Annotated in this window: 18 protein-coding genes and 1 pseudogene; 12 read left to right on the forward strand and 7 right to left on the reverse strand. The window is 66.6% G+C overall.

Annotated features, from left to right (window positions below; all coding sequences use genetic code 11):
• Positions 1–164: 164 nt before the first annotated feature.
• Positions 165–1,016, reverse strand: a complete 852-nt coding sequence (locus O0880_RS03690; protein ID WP_289885141.1) for a phasin family protein — start codon at positions 1,014–1,016, stop codon at positions 165–167.
• 379 nt (positions 1,017–1,395) lie between these two features.
• Here O0880_RS03690 and O0880_RS03695 point away from each other — a divergent pair, with 379 nt between their 5' ends.
• The 12 genes and pseudogenes from O0880_RS03695 (at position 1,396) to O0880_RS03750 (ending at position 15,611) form a co-directional block, all read left to right on the forward strand.
• Positions 1,396–2,670 (forward strand): amidohydrolase family protein, encoded by a 1,275-nt coding sequence (locus tag O0880_RS03695; RefSeq protein WP_071322235.1) that lies wholly within the window; start codon positions 1,396–1,398, stop codon positions 2,668–2,670.
• 80 nt (positions 2,671–2,750) lie between these two features.
• Positions 2,751–3,269 (forward strand): N-acetyltransferase, encoded by a 519-nt coding sequence (locus O0880_RS03700; RefSeq protein ID WP_071322236.1) that lies wholly within the window; start codon positions 2,751–2,753, stop codon positions 3,267–3,269.
• A gap of 8 nt (positions 3,270–3,277) precedes the next feature.
• Positions 3,278–3,808: a GNAT family N-acetyltransferase gene (locus O0880_RS03705; RefSeq protein WP_289885142.1), complete on the forward strand. Its 531-nt coding sequence runs from the start codon at positions 3,278–3,280 to the stop codon at positions 3,806–3,808.
• Between the two features lie 184 nt (positions 3,809–3,992).
• The gene (locus O0880_RS03710; RefSeq protein ID WP_289887284.1) at positions 3,993–5,237 is read left to right on the forward strand and encodes a sugar ABC transporter substrate-binding protein; all 1,245 of its coding nucleotides are present in this window, start codon (positions 3,993–3,995) and stop codon (positions 5,235–5,237) included.
• Positions 5,238–5,318: 81 nt separating this feature from the next.
• A complete protein-coding gene (locus tag O0880_RS03715; RefSeq protein WP_289885143.1) occupies positions 5,319–6,209 on the forward strand; it encodes a sugar ABC transporter permease in 891 nt (296 codons plus the stop codon).
• A 50-nt stretch (positions 6,210–6,259) separates the two neighbouring features.
• Positions 6,260–7,162, forward strand: coding sequence for a carbohydrate ABC transporter permease (locus O0880_RS03720; RefSeq protein ID WP_289885144.1), 903 nt, complete (start codon positions 6,260–6,262; stop codon positions 7,160–7,162).
• Between the two features lie 11 nt (positions 7,163–7,173).
• Entirely contained in the window at positions 7,174–8,208 is a 1,035-nt protein-coding gene (locus tag O0880_RS03725; protein WP_289885145.1) for an NAD(P)-dependent alcohol dehydrogenase, read from the forward strand.
• Positions 8,209–8,238: 30 nt separating this feature from the next.
• Positions 8,239–9,339 (forward strand): annotated as a pseudogene (ugpC, locus tag O0880_RS03730) (sn-glycerol-3-phosphate ABC transporter ATP-binding protein UgpC); the annotation flags it as partial.
• 72 nt (positions 9,340–9,411) lie between these two features.
• Entirely contained in the window at positions 9,412–10,290 is an 879-nt protein-coding gene (locus O0880_RS03735) for an AraC family transcriptional regulator (RefSeq protein WP_071322240.1), read from the forward strand.
• Positions 10,291–10,323: 33 nt separating this feature from the next.
• On the forward strand, positions 10,324–11,799 hold the full coding sequence (gene xylB / locus O0880_RS03740; protein ID WP_289885146.1) for a xylulokinase: 1,476 nt from the start codon (positions 10,324–10,326) through the stop codon (positions 11,797–11,799).
• A 200-nt stretch (positions 11,800–11,999) separates the two neighbouring features.
• On the forward strand, positions 12,000–13,637 hold the full coding sequence (locus O0880_RS03745) for a methyl-accepting chemotaxis protein (protein ID WP_289885147.1): 1,638 nt from the start codon (positions 12,000–12,002) through the stop codon (positions 13,635–13,637).
• 168 nt (positions 13,638–13,805) lie between these two features.
• On the forward strand, positions 13,806–15,611 hold the full coding sequence (locus tag O0880_RS03750) for a GGDEF and EAL domain-containing protein (RefSeq protein ID WP_289885148.1): 1,806 nt from the start codon (positions 13,806–13,808) through the stop codon (positions 15,609–15,611).
• Here O0880_RS03750 and O0880_RS03755 read toward each other — a convergent pair.
• The 6 genes from O0880_RS03755 to O0880_RS03780 all read right to left on the reverse strand — a co-directional run bounded on the left by O0880_RS03755 (position 15,599) and on the right by O0880_RS03780 (position 22,075).
• Positions 15,599–18,046, reverse strand: coding sequence for a TonB-dependent receptor (locus O0880_RS03755; protein ID WP_289885149.1), 2,448 nt, complete (start codon positions 18,044–18,046; stop codon positions 15,599–15,601). The two genes, O0880_RS03750 and O0880_RS03755, sit on opposite strands and share 13 nt — an antisense overlap.
• 92 nt (positions 18,047–18,138) lie before the next feature.
• A complete protein-coding gene (locus tag O0880_RS03760; RefSeq protein WP_289885150.1) occupies positions 18,139–19,092 on the reverse strand; it encodes a FecR domain-containing protein in 954 nt (317 codons plus the stop codon).
• Positions 19,089–19,631, reverse strand: coding sequence for a sigma-70 family RNA polymerase sigma factor (locus O0880_RS03765; RefSeq protein ID WP_071322245.1), 543 nt, complete (start codon positions 19,629–19,631; stop codon positions 19,089–19,091). Before O0880_RS03765 ends, O0880_RS03760 begins: the two co-directional genes overlap by 4 nt.
• A gap of 109 nt (positions 19,632–19,740) precedes the next feature.
• Positions 19,741–20,097 carry a DUF3325 domain-containing protein gene (locus O0880_RS03770; RefSeq protein ID WP_232251046.1) on the reverse strand — a complete coding sequence of 119 codons (357 nt, stop codon included), beginning with the start codon at positions 20,095–20,097 and terminating at the stop codon, positions 19,741–19,743.
• Entirely contained in the window at positions 20,094–21,725 is a 1,632-nt protein-coding gene (locus O0880_RS03775) for a PepSY-associated TM helix domain-containing protein (RefSeq protein ID WP_289885151.1), read from the reverse strand. Before O0880_RS03775 ends, O0880_RS03770 begins: the two co-directional genes overlap by 4 nt.
• Positions 21,722–22,075: a DUF3649 domain-containing protein gene (locus O0880_RS03780; protein ID WP_289885152.1), complete on the reverse strand. Its 354-nt coding sequence runs from the start codon at positions 22,073–22,075 to the stop codon at positions 21,722–21,724. Before O0880_RS03780 ends, O0880_RS03775 begins: the two co-directional genes overlap by 4 nt.

Raw genomic sequence — 22,075 nt, forward strand, 5'->3', positions numbered from 1 at the left:
GTTACCTTTTGTTTTGCAGTAATGGGGTGTCGCGGGGCGGAAGGACGGGCACGCGGACGGAAAGTACGCGTAGGATACAACACGGCGGAAAAATGCGCTGCGGACGGGCACGCAAAAAACGGGCCGTAGCCCGTTGTGGTGTTGCCTGCCGTCCTGCGCGATGCTTACTTGCGGCCGCTGCCTTTGCCGCCGCCGAGCATGTCGAGCTGTTTCGACGGCGTGCCCTTGGCGGCAGGCTTGGCTGCCGGCGCGTGGGCGGGCTTCACGGCCGCCTTGGTCACGGTCTTGCTGGCGGCGCTGGCCGGCTTGGCGGCTGGTTTGCTGGGTGGAAGCGGCTTGGCTGCCGGCTTGGCCACTGCGGGCGCAGCGGCGGTTTTTGCGGGCGCCGCAGCGGGTGCAGGGGCTGGCTTGACGGCTTCAGGCTTGGCGACCGGTTTCGCTTCCACGGCTTTCGCGGCAGGCTTGTCGGCGGCCTTGGCTGCCGGTGCTGGTGCCGGTGCTGCAGTCGGGGCGGCCTTGGCGACCGGCTTGGTCACTTCGACGGGCTTGGCCGGTGCAGGCTGGGCGACGACGGGCGCCGCGGCCGCTGCTGGCGCTGGCACAGGTGCAGGCACGGCAGCCGGCTTGGACGCGGGCGCGACGACGGCCAGCGCGGGCTTGGCCGTCACGGGAGCAGGGGCGGCTTCATCGAGGCGGGCCTTGGCCGAAGCCAGCAATTCCGCCTGCGTGCTCGAGGCGATGCCGAACAGCTGGCGGCTGTAGGCCAGCACGCTTTCGATATTCGGCTGGGCCTGGCTGCTGCTGTAGCTGAAGAAGTCGCGCGGATCCTGCGTTTCCAGCAGGTGCTGCGCCGTTTCCGCCGTGTGCGACATGGCGGCCTTGCCCGCGTTCAGGTTCAGCGCGATGATTTTCTCGGCGCTTTCAAAGACTTTGCTGGTGATGGTGCTGAAAATCTGCAACTGGCTTTCCAGTTGCGATTTGGCGGCGCTGGAAAATTGTTCAGGAATTGGAAACATATTTACTCCTTTATACGGATTAAAATGCTGGCAAAACGCTCTGCAAAATCCCGAAAACCAGAGTTGGCCGCGTTTTGTAAAGTATGTAGCGTGCTGAATAGCTGATCATAGGCTGATTTTGATGCAACGCAATATGAATATTCTAGCGGTGATTCGAGTTGGTTGAAAGTTATTTTTATCTTACCGGTTGCCATGGGCGTGCAGGATTCATCAGCCTGTCACTGTATGCTGCACATTTGCGCTTGCGCAAGGTGCCCACCGCGATTCTATGGCTATGTTTTTGCCAGTCGCTATATTTTTGCACTGCAGCATCCGCGCGAAAGTAGATGCAATGGCAATGATGCCCTTGTTCCAAGTCGCCTACCAAAGGAGTGTCCGCATGGACCTAGTGATCCGCAATGCCAGCCTGCCCGACGGGCGCCGCGCCATCGATATCGCCATCGAGGACGGGCGCATCGCCGCCGTCGGCCCTGCCTTGCCCGTGCAAGGGGCGCAGGAAATCGACGCCGAAGGCGACCTGGTCACGCCGCCATTCGTCGACGCCCACTTTCACATGGACGCCACGCTCAGCTACGGCTTGCCGCGCGTCAACGCGTCCGGCACCCTGCTCGAAGGCATCGCCGTCTGGGGCGAGCTGAAACCGCAGCTGACGCAGGACGCACTGGTCGAACGCGCCCTCCAGTATTGCGACTGGGCCGTGGCGCGCGGCTTGCTGGCCATCCGCTCGCACGTGGATATCTGCGACCCGCGCCTGCTGGCCGTGGAAGCGCTGCTCGACGTCAGGCGCCAGGTGGCGCCCTACCTGGACTTGCAGCTGGTGGCCTTCCCGCAGGACGGCATCCTGCGCAGCGCGGGCGCCTTCGACAACCTGAAACGCGCGATCGCCATGGGCGTCGACGTGGTGGGCGGCATCCCCCATTTCGAGCGCACGATGGCCGACGGCGCGGAATCCGTGCGGTTGCTGTGCGAATTTGCCTGCGAACGGGGGCTGATGGTGGACATGCATTGCGACGAGTCGGACGACCCGCTGTCGCGGCATATCGAGACCCTGGCCTTCCACAGCCAGCGCCTCGGCATGCAGGGCAGGGTGACGGGCTCGCACCTGACATCCATGCACTCGATGGACAATTATTATGTGAGCAAACTCCTGCCGCTGATCCGCGAGGCGGGCGTGGCGGCCATTGCCAATCCCCTCATCAACATCACCCTGCAGGCGCGCCACGACACCTATCCGAAGCGGCGCGGCATGACGCGCGTGCCCGAGATGCTGGCCGCCGGCATCCCCGTCGCCTTTGGCCACGACTGCGTGATGGACCCGTGGTACAGCCTCGGTTCGGGCGACATGCTGGAAGTGGCGCACATGGGGCTGCACGTGGCGCAGATGACGGGCCAGCAAGCCATGCACGACTGCTTCCTGGCCGTCACCGAGACGCCGGCCGCCATCCTCGGCCTGGACGGCTACGGCATCGCGCCCGGCTGCCATGCGGACCTGGTGATCCTCGACTGCGGCTCCACGGTGGAAGCGTTGCGCCTGCGCGCGGCGCGGCGCCTGGTGCTACGCCGCGGCAAGGTGCTCAGCGAAGCGCCGCGCGCGGCGTCGCGCCTGCACCTGCCGGGCCGCCCGGACAGCGTGAACTTCCGCCTGGGGCGCTGACCCATGGATGCGCGTGCCACTGGACGGCCCAGCGCAAATCCCCGACAATCGTTGCACACTTTTGCTGCTGGAGCCGCACCTTGAAAGAAATTGACATCCGTCCCGCCCGGGAATCCGACTTCGACGCCATGTGGCCGATCTTCCAGACGCTGGTGGCCGGCGGCGACACTTATTCCTTCCCCGCCGACACCTCGCGCGAAGAGTGCCACGCCTACTGGTTCGGCCCCGGCGTGCAAAGCTTCGTCGCCGTGATGGGCAGCGAGCGCCTGCTGGGCATGTACAAGCTGGTGGCGAACCAGCCGGGCCATGGCGCGCACGTGGCCAATGCCTCGTTCATGGTCGATCCGGCCGCGCAGGGCGTGGGCGTGGGCCGCATGCTGGGCGTGCACTGCATGGAGGAAGCGCGCCGCGCCGGCTACCTGGCGATGCAGTTCAACTTCGTCGTCAGCACCAACCTGGCCGCCGTCACCCTGTGGAAAAAGCTGGGCTTTACCGTGGTCGCCACCCTGCCGCTGGCCTACCGCCACGCGCAGCTCGGCTATGTCGACGCCTACGTGATGTACCAGCTGCTGACCGACCCGATGCAGTGGCCGGCATGAGCGGCGCCATGACAGAGTCGATGACGGTCATCGAGACGCCCCGTCTGCGCCTGCGCACCGCCACCCTGGACGATGCGGCCTTTTACATGGAGCTGGTCAACGATCCGTCGTGGATCGCCAATATCGGCCAGCGTAACATCCACACGCTGGAGGCGGCCCGCGCGGCGCTGGAAACGGGCCCGATGGCGCAACAGCGTGAGCTGGGCTATTCCCTGTACATCCTCGAGCGCCGTAGCGATGGCGCGCCCGTCGGCATGGCAGGCCTGGTACGGCGCGACAGCCTGCCCGGCCCCGATATCGGCTATGCCGTGCGCCCCGCCTACTGGGGCCAGGGCTATGCCTACGAGGCGGCCGCCGCCATCGTGCAGCATGCGCAGCACGTGCTGCGCATCCGCACCCTGTTCGGCATCACGTCGCTGCAGAACCAGGCATCGATCAGGCTGCTCAACAAACTGGGCTTGCGCTTCGAGCGTTTTACGCGCCTGCCGCCTGCGGCCAAGGAGACGAATGTCTACCGCAGGGATTTTCGCCAGGATTGAGGCGGCAAATGCGTATCGGCGAAGTGCAACACAAAGTGAAAAAAAGTATTTAGAAAGCCGCGCCTTTTGTAGTGGTGGCGCGCAGCCTTTGTTTTTATAGTTGGCATACCGGTGGAAGACCGCCGGACTATAAAAATGGAGACTCGTGATGAAAATCGTTACTGCTATTGCATGGGGCGGCGTCATGTCCGCCGCCTGCGTGTCGATGTCGGCGGCATCGGCGCAAAGCTGCTCGGTGCCGGTGCTCAAGGTGCTGGCGCAAAAAAGCCTGGGCCTGACCGTGATGGAAAAGACCCTCGCCGAGTATGAAAAGAAAAACGGCACCAAGGTGCAGATCAGCTATTTCGGCGAAAACGACCGCCGCTCCAAGGCCCGCCTCGACGCCTCCACCAAGGCCGGTTCCTACCAGATCTATTACATCGACGAAGCCAACGTGGCCGAATTCGCCACGGCCGGCTGGGTCGTGCCCCTGCTCAAATACCTGCCCAAGGATGCCGATTACGACGACTTCCTGCCTGGCCGCCGCGCCGTCGCCTCGTACAAGGGCGTGGCGTATTTCGCCCCCCTGATCGGCGGCAGCGACTTCCTGTTCTACCGCCGCGACCTGCTGGAAAAGGCCGGCATCGCCGTGCCGAAGACGCTCGACGAGCTGGTCGCCGCCGTGAAAAAACTGAATAGCCCGCCGAATGTCTACGGCTGGGCGGCGCGGGGCCAGCGCGGCTCGGGCATGAATGTCTGGCGCTGGGCGCCGTTCATGCTGGCCGCCGGCGGCAAGTGGGAAAGCAATGGCGTGCCGACCTTCAATTCACCGCAGGCCGTGAAGGCCACCACCCTGTACCGCGACCTGTTCAAGTATTCGCCGCCGGGCGGCGCCACCTACGACTGGAGCAATGCGCTCGAAGCGTTCAGGTCGGGCAAGGTGGCCTTCATGATCGAGTCGACGCCGTTCGCCGACTGGATGGAAGACCCGAAAAAATCCTCGGTGGTCGACAAGGTCGGCTATGTGCGCCCGCCCGCGCCGCTGGCGTCGGCCGCCTACGGCCACGGCCTGGCCATTTCCGCCACGGGCGCGAAGGATGAATGCACGCGCCAGGCGGCCGGCAAGTTCATCGCCTGGGCCACGGGCAAGGAACAGGAGCAGGCGCGCCTGAAGGACAACGTCTTCAGCGATTACAACCGCAGCAGCACCATCGCCAGCGAGTACTTCCGCAAGCACGTCAAGCCGCAGATCCAGGCCGGCCTGACGGACACCACGCCCGTTTCGCGCGTCACCATCTGGCCCAGCCCCGAGTGGCCGGACATCGGCGACAACCTCGGCGTCGTGCTGGAGGAGGTGTTTACGGGCACGCGCGGCGACGTGCAGAGCGCGCTCGACGAAGCCAACGAGTACGCCACGGACGTGATGCAGCGGGCGCAAAAAAGAAAGTAAGCCCCATGCCATGTAGCCGCCGCCTGCCAAGGTGGCGGCACAGTTTTCTATGCCTGACAGTCCGTTGCGAGAGTCTCTCCTATGCCGCACTCCATCCGTAAACAACGCCATACCTGGCTGCCGGCCGTGTTCCTCACGCTGCCGCTGCTGGTCCTGCTGGTACTGGGCCTGGTGCCCAGCATCGCCGCCATCAACCTGGCCCTGCAAAACCGCGTGCTGCGCTACAGCGACAGCGACTACGTCGGCTTTGCCAATTTTCTCCGCCTGTTCGGCGACCGCCGCTTCGTCAATGCCGTGCAGGTGTCGGCCATCTGGGAAGTGGTCACCGTGGCCGGCTCGCTGATCGTCGGCGTGCTGCTGGCCGTGTTCCTGTTCGAGAGAATCAAGGGGCGTACCCGCGACGTCATCGCGCTGCTCCTGATCGTGCCGGTGCTGCTGCCGCGCGTGTCGGCCGCCTTCATCTGGAAGTTCATGTATTCGCCGCTGATGGGCATCCTCAACTGGCTGCTGGAATGCGTGGGACTGGGCGGCAGCGCCTTGCTGTCCGACCCCGCCACGGCCCTGTACGCGGTGGCGCTGGTCGACATTTGGCAGTGGGGCCTGTTCTTCGGCGCCGTCATCCTGAAACTGCTGGAAACCCTGCCCGCCGAACCGCTGGAAGCGGCGCGCCTCGATTACGCCAGCACCATTCAGGTGTATGCCTATATCGCGCTGCCCATGCTGAAGGTGCCCATCATGAGCCTCGTCTTCATCAAGATGGTCGAGTCGCTGCGCTCGTTCGACCTGATCTACGTGATGACCAAGGGCGGCCCCGGCATCTCCACCGAAACCCTGGACATGTACGCGTATGCGCAGGGCATCGGCCTGATGGGCAAGGTGTCGTACGCGTCCAGCATGGCCGTGCTGATGATGCTGGCCACGACTGTCATCTTCACCTTACTCTGGAAGCGGGTCGCCAAATGGGAAAACTGACCAGGAACACCCTAAGCAAACCTAACGCGCAGCGCGATTTGCGGCCTTCGATGCTCACTGTGCCTGCGCACAGCTCCGCTTCTCGGCCACAACTCACACCTCCTCGCAACGGTCTTGTCAGGTGTCTTAGGGGGCTGCGCACCCTGGGCGGCGTTGGCGCCGTCACCACCACTGCCATCACCACGGTGATCGTGCTGGTGGCGCTGTTCCCCATCCTGTGGGCCGTGCTCAATTCCTTCAAGGAGCTGATGGACATCGTCACGCCCGTGCCGCGCTTTTTCTTCAGCCCGACCCTGGCCAACTACAAACAGGTGCTGGCCAGCCCGGAAGTGCTGACGGGACTGGGCAACAGCGTGGTCATCGTCGGCGTGGCCGTGCTGCTGGGCGCCGTGCTGGGCGTGCCGGCCGCGTATGCGATCGCCCGCTATCCGATCCCGGCCAAGAAGGATATCCAGTTCTTCCTGCTGTCCCTGCGCTTCCTGCCGCCGGTGGCCGTCGCCATTCCGCTGATCTCGATCTGGATCGACCTGGGCCTGTACGACTCGCGCCTGTCGATGGTGGTGACGTATCTGCTGGTGACCCTGTCGACCATCATCTGGCTGTCGATTCCCGCGTTTGCCCGCATCCCGAAGGAGATCGAGGAAGCGGCCGCGCTCGACGGCTACGGTCCCTACCAGGTGTTCTGGCACGTGGCCCTGCCGGTGGCGTCGAAGACCCTGATGGGCGGCATCGTCTTCAGCTTCGTGCTGGTCTGGAATGAACTGATGATCGCGCTGGCGCTCACCTCGTCGAAGAGCATGACCCTGCCCGTGGTGGCGTCGGCGTTTACCTCGATGGGCCAGGAAGTGCCGTGGGGCGTGGTGAACGCCTCCACCGTGCTGCTGGCGCTGCCGCCGCTGCTGTTCGTCGGCATCCTGGGACGGCTGCTCAACTCCATGCTCAAACATAAATAAGGAAGGCTATCATGCAAGCACTCGTACTGGAACAGGCGGAAAAAATCACCTTGCGCGACATCGACGTGCCGCTCCTCGTCGGCCCGCGCGACGTGAAGATCAAGGTGCACACGGTGGGCATCTGCGGCAGCGACGTCCACTATTTCAAGCATGGCAGGATCGGTCCCTTCGCGGTCGAGGCACCGATGGTGCTCGGCCATGAAGCTTCCGGCGTGGTGGCCGAGGTGGGCGCGGAAGTGACGCACCTGAAAGTGGGCGACCGCGTCTGCATGGAGCCGGGCGTGCCGCAGTTCGACTCGCCCGCCACCATGCGCGGCCTGTACAACCTCGACCCCGCTGTGCGCTTCTGGGCCACGCCGCCCATTCACGGCTGCCTCACGCCGTACGTCGTGCATCCTGCCGCGTTTACCTTCAAGCTGCCCGATAGCGTCAGCTTCGGCGAAGGCGCCATCGTCGAGCCGCTGGCCATCGGCCTGCAGGCGGCGAAAAAGGCGGCCATCAAGCCGGGCGACGTGGCCGTGGTGATCGGCGCCGGCACCATCGGCGCCATGAACGCGCTGGCCGCATTGGCGGGCGGCTGCTCGCGCGTGATCCTGGCCGACCTGGTGCCGGAAAAGCTGGCCCTGTTTGCCGGCAATCCCGCCGTGACCACGGTCGATGTGCGCCACGCCAGCCTGGCGGACACCGTGCGCGAGGCCACCGATGGCTGGGGCGCCGACATCGTCTTCGAAGCCAGCGGCAGCATGCGCGCCTATGACAACATCACCGACCTGCTGTGCCCGAACGGCTGCCTGGTGCTGGTCGGCATGCCGCCGGATACGGTGCCCTTCGATATCGTCGCCATCCAGGCCAAGGAAGTGCGCATCGAATCCGTGTTCCGCTACGCGAACATCTTCCCCCGCGCCATCGCGCTGCTGGCCTCGGGCAAGATCGACGTGAAGCCCTTCATTTCGCGCACCTTCGGCTTTGCCGATGGCGTGCAGGCGTTCGAGGAAGCGGCCCAGGGCCACCCGCGCGACGTCAAGATCCAGATCGAGCTGGCCTGAACCAGCCCCCAAGAAAGCGGAGACAAGACCATGGCAAATATCGCCTGCAGGCAGCTGCACAAGACTTATGACGAGAAGACGGCCGTGCTGCAGCCGTTCGACCTGGAGATAGACGACGGCGAATTCATCGTCCTGCTGGGGCCATCGGGCTGCGGCAAGTCGACCCTGCTGCGCATGATCGCCGGCCTGGAAGACATCAGCGGCGGCGAGCTGCTGATCGGCGGCGCCGTCGTCAACGACTTGCCGCCGCGCGCGCGCAACGTGGCGATGGTGTTCCAGAACTATGCGCTGTACCCGCACATGACGGTGTACGACAATATCGCCTTCGGCCTGCGCCGCCTGAAGGTGCCGAACGACGAAATCGAGCGCCGCGTGCGCGAAGTGGCGGCCATCCTCAGCCTGGACAGCCTGCTTGACCGCAAGCCGCGCGCCATGTCGGGCGGCCAGCAGCAGCGCACGGCCATCGCGCGCGCCATGATCAAGACGCCGCAGGTATTCCTGTTCGACGAACCGCTGTCGAACCTGGACGCCAAGCTGCGCGCCCAGCTGCGCGCCGACATCAAGCGCCTGCACCGCCGCCTGCGCACCACCACCCTGTACGTCACGCACGACCAGCTCGAGGCGATGACCCTGGCCGACAGGGTGGTGCTGATGAAGGGCGGGCATATCGAGCAGATCGGCACGCCGGCCGAGCTGTACAACCACCCGCGCACGCTGTTCGCGGCCGGCTTCATCGGTACGCCGGCCATGAATTTCATCGATGGCGTCATCGAAAAAGAGAACGGGCAACCGGTGCTCGTGTGCGCCGGCTACCGCTGGCCCTTGATTTCGCCCCGCTTTGCCGCGCTGCCATCGGGGGGGCGTGTGGTCTTCGGCCTGCGCCCGAACCATTTGCGCGCGGCCACGCAGCTGGAGCAGCGGCAGCCGCAGGCGGGCAGCCATGGCCTGGCGTGCGCGGTCGACCTGGTCGAGCTGCTGGGGGCGGAGGCGCTGATCAGCTTTCAGTGCGGCGCCCTGACCCTGTCGGCCCTGCTGCCGGCGAATGCGGCCAACAGCGCGGCGCAGGTGGGGCAGAGCCTGGCGCTGGCCTTCGACGAGGAGCACATGCACCTGTTCGACGCCGACAGCGGGCTGGCAGTGGCCGCCGGCTGACGTCGCGAGGACGTTAGAATAGGGTGACCGAGACCGTGCAAGGGAACTGCCGTGACGCCTGACCTGGAACTGATCCACAAACCGATCCACGAATCGTTTCGCGCGTGGGCGCACGGCTATCCGCACGCGGTGGCGAAATGGCATTTTCATCCCGAGTACGAGCTGCACATCATCACCACGTCGACGGGGAAATTCTTTGTCGGCGACCATATCGGCAGTTACGCGCCGGGCAACCTGGTGCTGACGGGGCCGAATTTGCCGCACAACTGGGTCAGCGAGCTGGCCGAAGGCGTGACCTTGCCCGCGCGCGACCTGGTGCTGCAGTTTTCCAGCGATTTCATCGAGCGCTGCGCGCTGCTGTTTCCGGAAATGGCGCCGCTGAAAACCCTGCTGGGCGAGGCGGGCAGGGGCTTGCAGTTTCCCGATGCGCTGGGCCTGCGCCTGGCGCCGCTGATGGCGGAACTGACGACGGCGCAGGGCCCGCGCCGGGTGGAACTGTTCGCGCGCCTGTTCGGCGACCTGTGCGACTGCCGCGAACGCAGGCCCCTGGCCAGCGTCACCTACCTGGCGCAGGCGGGGCGCTACATGTCCTCCACCATCAACCTGGTGCTGGCCTACATCAAGCAAAACATCACGCTCGATTTCTGCGAACAGGACGTGGCCGACGTGGCGGAGATGAACACGCTGAAATTCACGCGCTTCTTCCGCAAGCACACGGGCACCTCGTTCATCCATTACGTCAACCAGGAGCGCATCGCGCTGGCCTGCGAGCTGCTGATGAACACGGACATGAAGGTCACCGATATCTGCTACCGCACGGGCTTCAACAACCTGTCCAATTTCAACCGCCAGTTCCTCGCCCACAAGCAGATGTCGCCGTCGAAATTCCGCTCCTGCCTGCACATGAACATGCCCGAGTCGTTTTCCTGACGGCCGGCTTTTTACTTTTTTTATGGAACCATCGTGACTTATCTCGGTATCGATATCGGCACTTCCGAAGTCAAGGCCATCCTCACCGATGACGCGCAAACCATCCTCGCCAGCAGCGGCGTGACCCTGCGCGTGTCCAGCCCCCATCCGGGCTGGTCGGAGCAGAATCCCGAGGACTGGTGGCACGCCACGCTGGACGTGATCGCGGCCATCCGCAGCGCCCAGCCGGTGGCGTTTTCCGGCTTGCGCGGCATCGCGCTGTCGGGCCAGATGCATGGCGCCACCCTGCTCGACAAGCAGCAGCACGTGCTGCGCGCGGCCATCCTGTGGAACGACACGCGGGCCTTTGCCGAGTGCGTGGAACTCGAGGCGCTGGTGCCCGAGTCGCGCGCCATCACGGGCAACCAGGCCATGCCCGGCTTCACGGCGCCCAAGCTGCTGTGGCTGCAAAAGTACGAGCCGTCGCTGTTCCGCGCCATCAGCAAAGTACTGCTGCCGAAGGATTACGTGGCCCTGCGCCTGACGGGCGAGTGCGTCTCCGACATGTCCGACGCGTCCGGCACCTTGTGGCTGGACGTGGCCAGGCGCGACTGGTCCGAACGCATGCTGGCGGCGACAGGACTGACGCGCGAGCACATGCCGCGCCTGGTCGAAGGCAGCGCCGCCGCCGCGCAGGTGCGCCCGGCCCTGTGCCAGGAATGGGGCATCGCGCACGCGGTCGTGCTGGCCGGCGGCGCGGGCGACAACGCGGCCGCCGCCGTGGGCCTGGGCGTGGTGGAGCCGGGCGCCGGCCTGCTGTCGCTGGGCACGTCCGGCGTGCTGTTTGCCGGCAGCGATGGCTTTGCGCCGAATCCGGGCCAGGGCGTGCATGCGTTTTGCCACTGCCTGCCCGGGCGCTGGCACCAGATGAGCGTGATCCTCAGCGCCGCATCGAGCCTGGCCTGGGTGGCGCAGCTGACGCAGTCGCACGACATCGGTGCCCTGGTGGCGCTGGCCGAAGGCGTCGAGGCGCGCAAGGCGCCGCTGTTCCTGCCCTACCTGAGCGGCGAGCGCACGCCGCACAATGACGCCACGGCGCGCGGCGTGTTCTTCGGCCTGGCCACGGAGCACGGCCGCGCGGAACTGGCCTACAGCGTGATGGAAGGCGTGGCCTTTGCCATGGCCGACGGCAATGCGGCCCTGCGCAGCGCCGGCACGCAGCTGAGCGAGGCTTCGTTCGTCGGCGGCGGCTCGCGCAGCCGCTTCTGGGCCCAGCTGTGCGCAAATGCGTCCGGCCTGAACGTGCTGCGCCACGACCATGGCGCGGCGGGCGGCACCATGGGCGCGGCGCGCCTGGCGCAGATGGCCGTGACGGGCTTGCCGCCGGCGCAGGTGTGCATGCGCCCGCCGGTGCAGGAGACGGTCGCGCCGCAGGCGTCCGGCGTGCTCGATGAGCGCCTGGCCCGTTACCGGCGCCTGTACCCGCTGCTGCGCGAGGAGTTCGCGGCGGCGGCCGCGGCGGCGCGCTAGGCGCAACGGCGACCCATGGAGTGGTCATCCAGTTAACATTGACTTGTAATTTGTTGTTTCTATGTTGAAAGTGTTTCGCTAGCGCAAGCGCCGCTTGGTTTTTCACGGGGGGCGCGGCATGATTTGCGCATGCGGTGAGAATTGGATAGTTTTGGCGACTATTTTTGTTGCCATCCTGTTCTTGCCGCCGGGAGAAATACATGCAACTCGCGAATCTGAAAATCTCCGTCCGCCTGGGTCTGTTAGGCGCCTTTTTCTTTCTTGCCCTGGTCTTCGTCGGCGTGCGCGGCTGGAGTGCCCTCGATGCTGCCAGCGCACGCGGCAGCGAGGCCATGCAGCGTTCCGTCGCCCTGACGGAAGCGGTCGACGCGGCGCGCAGCGCCCAGGTCGAATTCAAGATCCAGGTGCAGGAGTGGAAGAACATCCTGCTGCGCGGCGGCGATGCGGCCGCCTTCCAGCGCTACCGCGAAGCATTCGTCGCCAGCGGTGCGCAGACGCGCAAGGAGCTGGCCAGCCTGCAAGCCATGATGGCGGCACTCAAGCTCGATACGGCGCCCGTGGCGCAAGCCATGCAGGCGCACGATGCGCTGGGCGTGAGCTACCTGGCGGCCCTGCAAAAGTATGACGGCGCGCGCGCCGACAGCGCGCAGGCCGTCGATGCGCTGGTGAAGGGCATGGACCGCGAACCGACGCGCCAGATCGACGCCATCGTCGCCACTATCGGCAAGCAGTCGCACAGCCTGATGGCGCAGATGAAGGAAGCGGATGCGGCCGCGCACCGCAGCGCCAGCATCGCCATGCTGGCCACCGTGCTGGTGACCCTGATCATCGGCAGCATCACCGTCTGGTGGCTGATCCGCAGCATCACGCGTCCCCTGAGCGCGGCCGTCGGCATCGCCCAGCAAGTGGCGGCCGGCGACTTGCGCGCCGTGGTGGCGGACGGCAGCCGCGATGAAATCGGCGACCTGCTGCGGGCTTTAAAGGCGATGAGCGGCAACCTGGCCGCCATCGTCGGGCGCGTGCGCACCGGCATGGACGCCATCGCCACGGCCTCGGCCGAAATCGCCAGCGGCAATATGGACTTGTCCTCGCGCACGGAGGAGCAAGCCAGTTCGCTGGAAGAGACGGCCGCCTCGATGATCGAGCTGACCTCCACCGTGCGGCAGAATAACGACAATGCGGACCAGGCGCGCCAGCTGGCCGGCGGCGCATCCGACGTGGCGCAGCGCGGCGGCGAGGCCGTGGCGCAGGTGGTGCGCACCATGAGCGATATCAATGCCTCGTCGAAGCGCATCGTCGACATCATCGGCGTCATCGACGGCATCGCCTTCCAGACGAATATCCTGGCGCTGAATGCGGCCGTGGAAGCGGCGCGCGCGGGCGAGCAGGGGCGCGGCTTCGCCGTCGTGGCCAGCGAGGTGCGCAACCTGGCGCAGCGCTCAAGCGATGCGGCGCGCGAGATCAAGGCCCTGATCGGAGAATCCGTGCGCACGGTGGAAGAAGGCAGCGTGCTGGCCGGCCAGGCGGGGCGCACGATGGAGGAGGTGGTGGGCAGCGTGCAGCGCGTCAACGCCATCATCGGCGAGATCGCCGTGGCCAGCGTCGAGCAGCGCGATGGCATCGAACAGATCAGCATCGCCATCAGCCAGATGGATGGCGTGACGCAGCAGAACGCGGCCCTGGTGGAACAGGCCGCGGCCGCGGCGGACGCCTTGCAGCAGCAGGCGGCCAGCCTGGCCGACGCCGTCAGCATCTTCAAGCTGCAGCCGGCATCGGGCACGCACGCGCCCGTGGCCGGCCCCCGCGTGGCGCAGTCCCGGGTCCTGTCGCTGAGCTGAGGCGCGCTGCCGCCGCGCCGCTTGACGCCAGTCAAGCGGCGTCCGATCAGGCAAATATTGCGCCGGATTTCTTATACTATTTCCTTTCCGCATGTATCTGCGCCCGGCCAGACGGCGCGCGTTGCAAAGGAAAGCCATGTCCTCCATCTCCTGCCTGCCGGGTGACGCATGACGACGCTGCTGCTGGCGCTGTGCCTGTGCCTGGCCGTGGTGCTCAGCGTGCTGCTCGCTTGCCAGTGGCATGCGGCGCGCGCCTGGCGCATGCGCCATGCCACGGGCGTCGTGCTGCAGGCGGCGCAGGCACGCACGCTGGCGCTGCTGCATGCGCTGCCGGCGGCCGTCGTCGGCACCGACCACGAGGGCATCGTGGAATACCTGAATCCGCGCGCCAGCGCCATGGGCGGCAGGCTGCCCGACGACGGCCTGGGAATGCCGGTGACGCAGCTGCTGCCGCTGTTCCATGACGGCACGCCCATCGATGCGGCGCGTCAGGTGCGCGATTGCGTGGCGCGGCAGGAAGTGCTGGAAGTGGCGCGCGGCGCGGTACTGCTGCGCCATCTGGACGGCAAGCGCATCGACGTGCAATACAGCTGCGCGCCGCTGGCGCAGGGCGGGGCCGTGCTGCTGCTGCACGATGTGTCGGCGCGCCGGCGCGCCGAGCAGCAGCTGGAATTCATCGCCCACCACGACGGCTTGACGGGGTTGCCGAACCGCCTGCATTTCCAGATCCGCTTCGAGCACGGCATCGCCTATGCGCGCCGCCACCAGGGCTTGCTGGCCGTGCTGTTCGTCGACATCGACCGCTTCAAATCCATCAATGACAGCCTGGGACACGACGTGGGCGACCAGGTGCTGACGGAATTCGCGCGCCGCGTGCAGCAGTGCGTGCGCAAGGTCGACACGGTGGCGCGCCAGGGCGGCGATGAATTCATCATCCTGCTGACGGAGCTGCGCACGGCGCAGGATGCCGAGCGGGTGGCCGAGAAAATCGTCGGCGCCATCGCCGCTCCCTTCGTCATCGGCGAATACAGCCTGGCGGTGGCGGCCAGCGTGGGCGTGGCCCTGTATCCGGACGACGACGACGACGTCAATGCGCTGATCGAAAAGGCCGACCTGGCCATGTACGCGGCCAAGCGCCACGCGCCCGGCACCTGCCTGCGCTATGCGGCGCGCATGCAGACGCAGTCGTATTCGCGCACCATCCTCGAGACGGCGCTGCGCCATGCGCTCGAGCGCGACGAATTCGTGCTGTATTACCAGCCCAGGATGAACCTGCGCACGCGCAGCATCACGGGCGTGAAGGCGCTGCTGCGCTGGAAGCATCCGGAGCTGGGCCTGATGATGCCGCTCGATTTCCTGCACGTGCTCGAGGAAAGCGCGCTGATCCTGCCGGTGGGCGCCTGGGTGCTGGCCACGGCCGTCGGGCAGGCGCGCAGCTGGATCGCGCAGGGGCAGCCGCTGACGGTGTCCGTGAGCCTGTCGGCGCGGCAGTTCTACCAGCGCGACATCGCGCGCAATTTCGCCGCCGCGCTGGAGGCGGCCGGCGTGCCCGGTCACTGCATCGAACTGGAAATCGCGGCCGCCATCCTGATCGACCGCAGCCAGAACTGCGAACTGATACTGCGCCAGTTCCGCCAGCTGGGCATGGCGATTGCCATCAGCGATTTCGGCACGGGCGACGCTTCGCTGAACTACCTGAAGCGCTTCCCCACGGACGCCGTGAAGATCGAAAAGTGCTTCATCGACGACCTGGGCAAGCCGGGCGGCGACGGCGCCATGGTGCGCGCCATCGTGGCGATGGCGCGCACGCTGGAATTGCGCACCATCGCCGGCGGCGTGGAGAACGGCGAGCAGCTCGAGCTGCTCGCCGAGATGGGCTGCGACGAGGCGTTCGGCTATTTCCTGGGCCGCGCCATGGCGCCCGAAGGCATCGAGGCGCTGCTCAAAAGTGGGGAAGCCATTCAGAACTTGTAGCGCAGCGACAGCATGGCGTTGCGCGGATCGCCGTAGTAGCCGCCCAGGCCCGTCGAGTAGTATTTCTTGTCGAAGACGTTGTTGACGTTCAGGGTCGCCAGCAGCTGCGGCGTGACCTGGTATTGCGCCATCAGTCCCGCCACCGCATACGCTTTCTGCGTGAAACGTTCGCCATGCGGCCCGCGGTCGTCCATGTAGATATCGCTTTGCCAGTTCACGCCGCCGCCCAGCACCAGGCCAGGCAGGCCCTGCGCCAGGCGCCAGGTGGTCCACAGCTTGGCCATGTTCTGCGGCTGGTTGGTCTGGATGCGCTCGCCGGCGGCGTTGCGGATGCGGCTATAGGCATAGCTGGCCGTCAGCTGCCAGTCGGGGCGCAGCTGGCCCGATACTTCCGCCTCGAAGCCGCGCGTGGTGGCGCCTTTCACCGTGTGATAGGCGTAAGAGCCGCCGCCCGTGCCGATGATCCAGACATTGCCCGGATCAGCTTCGGCCAGGTTTTCCTGGCGCAGCTGGAACAGGGCCGCGCTGGTGGTGAGTTTGCCGCCGAAGAATTCGCCCTTGGCGCCCACTTCGTAGTTCTTGCCCTCGAGCGGCGCCAGGAAGCGGCTGTTGACGTCGCGCTGGCTTTGCGGCGTGAAGATGCTGGTGTAGCTGGCGTAGGCCGACCAGTGCTGGCCCAGGTCGTAGACGAGGCCCGCATACGGCGTGATCTTGCCGTTTTCGCGCATGGCGTCGTACAGGTCCGTATCGTTGAAATAATCGCTGCGGATGTCGCGCTTCCAGTATGACAGGCGCGCGCCGAGGATCACCGACAGCGCATCCGTCGGGCGCAGGCGCAGGGTCGAATACAGGCCGCTTTCCCGTTCCTTGTCGTACGAGCTGCCCAGGCGCGTGCCGCTGTAGTCGGGCACCGGCATGGCGCCATTCCAGTGATGGATATCCGGCACCGTGTAGGCGTAGCCGTCCAGGCGCCAGCCCGGATAGATGGGGCCATTCGTCTTGAGTTCAGAGGCGCTCACGCCCAGCACCAGTTCATGCTTGCGGCCGAAAGCCTGGAACGGGCCGCTGACATAGGCGTCGAGCGAGGTTTGCTGCGGCTTGCTGTGCCAGTTGGCCAGCCACAATCCCATGCCGCCGCCCGTCACGCGGTCCGGGTAGCCATTGCCGGAAAAGCCCTGCAGGGCGTCGTACCGGTTGCTGCTGCGGCTGACGGCCATCTTGGCGATCCAGTCGTTGTCGAAATAATGCTCGAGCGTGGCGAACAGCATGCTCTGCTCGCGGTCATACGTGCTCCAGGCGGCCGTGCCGTTCATCGCGCGGGGAAAATGGGTCTGCGTGCCGTCGCTGTAGAAGATGGGGAAGTCGCGTCCCGCGCCTTTCAGCTTTTCCTTCTGGTAGTTGATGCCGGCGCTGAGCACCGTCGATGGCGTCAGGTCCGCTTCGACGATGGCGTACAGCACGTCCTTTTTCTGCCGGTAGCGGTCGATGAACGAGCGCTGCTCTTCGTGCGCGGCGACGATGCGCGCGCGCACCTTGCCGTCGGCCGTCAATGGCGTCGAGACATCGCCCTCGATGCGGTAGCGGTCCCACGAACCCAGCTGCGCGCCGGCCGTGGCGGCAAAGCTGCGGCCCGGGCGCTTGCGCACCAGGTTGACGGCCGCCGACGGGCTGCCCGTGCCGCTGATCAGGCCCGTGGCGCCGCGGATGATCTCGACGCGGTCGTAGATGGCCATGTCGTAGGTGCGCGCTTCCAGGTTCTTGCTGGTCGGGATGCCGTCGAACATGTACGAGGTCACTTCGAAGCCGCGTGAAAACACCTGGTCGTATTCGCGCGTGCTCGAGGAATGGTCGACCGTGATGCCGGGCGCCTGCACCAGTACGTCCTGCAGGGTATGCAGGCCCTGGTCTTCGATCTGCTGGCGCGTGATGACGCTGACGGCTTGCGGCGTTTCGCGCAGCGACAGGTTCAGGCGCGTGGCGCTGGTCAGGCCCGCGTAGCCGCGCTTGCCTTCCGTGGTGCCGTCGCGCAGGACGCTGGAACTGACGGCCACTTCATCCAAGGTGGCGGCGATCGGCGCGCCGGTGGACGCGCTGCCCGCCTTGCGCAGCACGTAGCTGCGTTCGCCGCTGGGCAGCGCTTCCAGGCCCGTGCCGGCCAGCAGGCGGGCCAGCGCCTGCGGCACCGTGTAGCTGCCGCTCAGGCCCGGCGTGCGCAAGCCTTGCAGCAGTTCGGCCGCCGCGCCCACGCTCACTTTCGCCTCGATGGCAAAGCTGGCGATGGCGGTCGACAGCGCGCCGGGCGGCACGCTGAAACTGACCTGGGTGGCCGCTGGTGCGGCGGCATCGGCCGCCATGGCCGGCGCCTGGGCCAGCGACAGCAGGAACAGGGCGCCGCCGACGGCGCGCGCGAGGGGAGTCAAACGAGCTTGGTGCATGGTATTGCCTTTCCGGTGGAATGTCGTTGCAAGATGTCGTTGCAATACCCACAGGACAGGCCGGGGCGAAAAAAAGGGCCAGCTTTTCGCGATTATTTTTTGCGGGCCGCGATGGTGACCCAGTACGGCGTGCGGTACAGCACGTCGACGGGCAGGATGCGCGTGAGGCTCTCCAGCACGGCGTCGGTGTCGTCGAGCTGGAAGGCGCCCGACAGGCGCAGGCTTGCGGCCTGCGGCTCCACGCGCAGCAGGCCGGGACGGTAGCGTGATAATTCGGCAGCGAAGGCATCGAGGCGCATGTCCTGCGCCGCCAGCATGCCGCGCGCCCACGCGTCAGCCTGCAGCGGCGCGGGCGCAGGCAGGCTGGCGTGGCTGGCGTCGAAACGGCTTTGCTGGCCCGCCATGACCGTGCGCACGGTGGCCGAGGGCGCGCGCGGGGTGATTTCCACCGCATGTTCGAGCACCGTCACGCGGCTGCCGTCGTCATCGACGCGCACGGTGAAGCGCGTGCCCAGCGCACGGATGCGGCCATGGCGGGTGGCGACGATGAAAGGGCGGCTGCCCGCGTGGTCGGGGCGCGTCTGCACCAGCAGTTCGCCGCGGCGCAGGGTCAGCAGGCGTTCGTCGGCGCCATACGCCATATCGACGGCGCTGTCCGTATTGAGCACTAGCGTGCCGCCATCGGGCAAGGACTGCTCGCGCCGTTCGCCCACGCCGCTGCGGTAATCGGCCAGCAGTTCGTGGCGCACCAGCAGCCAGGCGGCCGGCGCCGCCATCAGCGCCAGCAGCACCTGCATGGCCACGCGGCGCCGCGGCCGGCGCAGCAGGGGCGCGGCCAGCTCCGGCGGCAGCAGGCCGGCCGTCTGGCTCACCTGCTGTACCCTGTTCCAGGCGCGCGCATGTTCCGGGTCGTGCGCGCGCCATTGGGCTGACGCCGCCAGGTCGTCCGATGTGGCCTGGCCCGACTGCTCCAATAAATACCATTCGACGGCCTGGCGCGCCACCTTGCGCGACAGCGGGGGACATGGTGGAGCGACGCTGCTCATGCCAGCAAGTCCGGCGCCAGCAGCACGCATTCGGTCAGCGCCTCGGCCATGTAGCGCTTCACGGAGCGCTCGCCGATGCCCAGCTGCGTGGCGATTTCCGCATACGCATGGCCTTCGATCTGCGCCATGATGAAGACGGCGCGCACCTTCGGTTTCAGGCCGTCGAGCATGGCGTCGACCGCTTGCAGCGCCTGCAGGATTGCCGCGCGCTGTTCGGTGGACGGCACATGGTGTTCGGGCAGGGCCGCGAGCGCGTCCAGCCACGCGCGTTCCAGCGACTGGCGGCGCAAGTGGTTGATCAGCAGGTGTTTGGCGACAGTGGCCAGGTAAGCCTTCGGCGCGCGCAGGGCCGGCGTTTGCGGCTGCGATGGCGCGCCGGCCAGCAGGCGCGCAAAGGTATCGTGCATCAGGTCGGCGGCTTCGGCAGCATTGCCCAGGCGCCGCTGCAGCCAGTGCGCCAGCCAGCCGTGGTGCGCGCGGTAGTGGCTTTCCAGCTGCGTCGGCAGCAGGGGAGTGGGCGCGAACGGACTGCCTGGCATGGTGGAGGGGACCTTAATGCAAATAAGAATTATTCTCATTTTAGCGCGGCGGGCGTGCCGGCGCAATGCGCTGTTGCTGTGCCGCCACGCGGGCGGCACAGGACTAGCGTTACAACAAGGCCAGCGCGATGGCGGCCAGCACGGCCGCGCCGCCGATGAGGCGCGCCAGGCGCATGGCCTGGTGCGGGGCGTAGGGCAGCAGCCAGATCAGCAGCAAGCCGCAGCCCGTCAGGCTGCCGACCCAGTAGACGAAGCCATAGCCGCCGCCGGCGATATGCATGGCCCAGGCCAGGCCGGCCGCCAGCGCCAGCGACCCCGTCCACTGCAGGCGACGGCGCAGCGGCGCGGGCGGTTCGGCGCCGCGGCCGTGCAGGTCCGCGTAATGGCGGTCCATGGCCAGGCACAGCGAGGACAGGCCCGCATAGCACAGGGCGAAGACGAGGAAATTGGCCAGCAGTTCCATCATGCGGCCTCCATCGTCGTTGCCGGCTTGGCCGCATCCGCTGCTTTTTGCGCCTTGGCCGCCTTCGCGGGTAGGGGCTTGAGCTTGTATGCCGCATACGCGAGGCCGAGGCCCAGCACCAGCACCACCAGGTCGAAGGCGGCCACCGCCACGGGGCCGCGCCCCAGGAACAGGCTCGCGCCCAGGTGCGAGCCGCTGGTGAAGACGTTCAGCACGGGCAGGGCGCAGAACAGGAAGGCGCCCACGGCCAGCTGCATGCGCCACATGGCGCGCGAAGGCCGCAGCTGGGCGACGATGGCGGCCAGGGCCCAGGCGCCGAAGAAGCAGGCGATTTCCTCCTTCGGCCGGTCTTCCATCGTCACCGACAGCAGGCGGTTGGCCCAGAAGTAGGCGCCGAAGGCGATCGGGATGCCGGCGATGGCGCCGATATTGAGCGCTTCCACCAGGCGCAGGCCGAAACTGGGGCGCTTGCCGGCGGCCAGCGCCTTGGCTTGCTTCTGGCGCGTCTTGACGGCCCACAGCAGCGCGCCCGTGGCCACCATGGCGCAACCGGCCAGGCCGGACAGGAAGAACAGCGCGCGCAGCAGCGGTCCGCCGAAGCGGGCGATGTGCAGGCCGTACATCACGCCATGCGTGGCGGCCGCGCCGGGCAGGGCGTCGCCGTCGGACGACAGTAGCTTGCCCGTGACGCCATCGAATTCCATCGACGGCTGCTTCGACGAGATGTCGCGTCCGGCCGCGCGCGACAGCGAAATGGTGGCGTTGGCGTCGCCCGGGTTGTTCACGGAGATGCGCTCGACCTTGCCGGCCCATTGCTGCTCGGCCTGGCGCACGAGCGGCGCCAGCGGCGTCAGGGGCGCGGCCACGCCGGCCGCCTTGCGCTCGTCCGAGCGACCCGGGAACGCTTCGGCGAAGAAGGTGTCCTGGTCGCCCTTGTAGGCGGCCGTGGCGCCGGACGGCATGTACAGGAACATCAGGGTCACCAGGCCCGTGTAGGTGATCATCAGGTGGTAGGGCAGGGCCAGCACGGCCGTCACGTTGTGCGCATCGAGCCACGAACGCTGGCCCTTCTTCGGCCGGAAGGTAAACAGGTCCTTGAAGATGCGCTTGTGCGTGACGATGCCGCTGATGATGGAGACCAGCATGAACATGGCGCAGAAGCCGACGATCCAGCGGCCCCAGATGGCCGACATGTAGTGCAGGTCGAAATGCAGGCGGTAGAGGAATTCGCCGCCGCGCGTCTCGCGCGGCTTGGACAGCACTTCGCCCGTGGCCGGGTCGGCCATTTCGCTATGGAAGTTGCCGCGCCGTCCGCGCTTCTTTTCGCCCGGTTGCGACGGCTTGCTCCAGCCCAGCTGCGTGGCGGGGTTGCGTTCGCCGGGCAGGCTGATGAACCAGCGCGTGGCGCCCGTGGCGCGCTCCTGCATGGCCTGTTGCGCGACGCTGGCCGCTTCCTCCGTCGTCACCTTGCTGGCGGCGGCGCCGTGCAGCTCGGGCTGCATCCACAGCGTGATTTCATTGCGGTAGTAGCTGGCCGTGCCGGCGCAAAACACCAGCAGCAAAATCCAGCAGACGAGCAGGCCGGACCAGGTGTGCAGCCATGCCATCGACTGGCGGAAACCTTCTTTCATGCGAGACTCCAGGATAGTGCGTCCATCCAGTGCAGGATGGCGGCGATGACGGCGGCGGGAATCGCCAGGCCCAGCCAGGCGCGCAGCGCGCTGGCCGTGGCGAAGACCCACATCACGGCGCAGGTGTAGATGGCAAACGACAGCAGCGTGGCCGTCATGACGGCTTCCGAGCGGGCCATGGGCAGGCTCACCGACAGCAGCATGGTGACCAGCGCCGCCAGCAGGTAGCCGCCGGCGATGGCGGCCACGCTGCGCGAGGCCACGCCGAGGCGGTACAGCACCGCGGCGGACAGGCGCAGGCGCGCAGGTTTTTCAGTCGTTTCAGTTTCGGTAATGGCAGGCGCTTGCAT

Source organism: Janthinobacterium sp. SUN118 (assembly GCF_030397695.1).
Taxonomy (GTDB): domain Bacteria; phylum Pseudomonadota; class Gammaproteobacteria; order Burkholderiales; family Burkholderiaceae_D; genus Janthinobacterium.